Raw genomic sequence first — 1,270 nt, forward strand, 5'->3', positions numbered from 1 at the left:
GCGCGATTACGCTCACGCTCATCGTCATCATCGGATTTACGGCGATGGCGGGCACTGTCGGCGGCGGCGGGCTCGGCGACGTGGCGATCCGCTACGGCTTTCAGCGCTTCCGCCCCGATATAATGGCATACACCGTCGTGATCCTGATCGTGCTCGTGCAGATCATACAAAGCATCGGAAATTTGCTCTATAAAATTACGAAAAAGTAGGCTTAAACAATTTCGTGAATGAGAATTCTGTGACCGAGAATTTTTATAAGATCACAAAAAGTAGGCTCAAACCCGTAGCTTAACGAGATATCAAACATTTTCTATTAGTATAAAATTGCAAAAAGTAGATCTTAAACTATAGACCGTTCATTTGTATAATCCGTTTACCAAACTATAAAATTATAAGAAAGGTAGGTTTGCAACGCTATGAATACCGCTTGAAATTCTATAATCGTAAGCAGTTAGATTTACCTGCCGTCAAGGCTTAAATTTAAGGTTTTGCGTAGCTAAAGCAAAGCTCGTGCCAAGACTTGTTTTGCGTAGAGTAAACTTTTATTTTTATAACAGGTCGCATCTTTGAAGCGAACGATCGAAACTATGCTGGATAATTTTAAAATTCGCAGGCAAGATTTAGGCGCAGAATTTTAAAATTTAATTGCCTAAAATTTAAAATTTAGCCCAAACCTTAATGAGAAGCGTAAGTTAAAATTTGAAATTCTAAGGCACGGAATTTTAAAATTTTAAAAATTTAGACCTTACGAAATTTTGCTTATAAATTCTAAGACAAGCAGTTTTAAAATTTTATAATTTTAAGTTTGCGTGATTTTTCTTATACAATTTCACTTTTACTTCGAAATTTTGTAGCTACTTTTAAAATATAAAGCGCAGGATATAAATAAAAGCCAATAATGATGGTATTGCCGCTTTGATAAGCTTTTTGGGCTTTGGTAAAAGAACCTAAGATTACGCCAGTTCTTTAAAATAAGGCAGACTATGAAATTCCCCTGCGAATTGAGCCTAAATTCTTTCGTATTGAGGAATTTTAAAGCGGCATAGAATTTTATAAATTGTATTGGCGCCGCTTGCGGTAAATTTCACGCGGACGGATACTGCGCGTTTAATAAGATTATTATTGCATAAGAGCAGAGCTACTAAATTTATCCCGTTTTGCATTGCAAGATCGATGGTCTCTTTATGCGCCACAAACGAGATCATCTGCGTAGCATCTAAATTTAAAAAGGGGCGAGAAATCTTCCGCCCCTGAAATTTTATATAGGATT

1 protein-coding gene and 1 pseudogene are annotated in these 1,270 nt (G+C 36.7%); one reads left to right on the top strand and one right to left on the bottom strand.

Going from position 1 to position 1,270, the window contains the following annotated elements; genetic code table 11:
* Positions 1-209, top strand: a pseudogene (locus tag Q0257_RS10345) (methionine ABC transporter permease); the annotation flags it as partial.
* A 798-nt stretch (positions 210-1,007) separates the two neighbouring features.
* Here the strand turns inward: Q0257_RS10345 and Q0257_RS10350 are convergent.
* Positions 1,008-1,270: hypothetical protein (locus tag Q0257_RS10350; RefSeq protein ID WP_298024608.1), on the bottom strand; the 263-nt coding region annotated here is incomplete at its 5' end.

This window comes from uncultured Campylobacter sp. (assembly GCF_938018035.1).
Classification (GTDB): domain Bacteria; phylum Campylobacterota; class Campylobacteria; order Campylobacterales; family Campylobacteraceae; genus Campylobacter_B.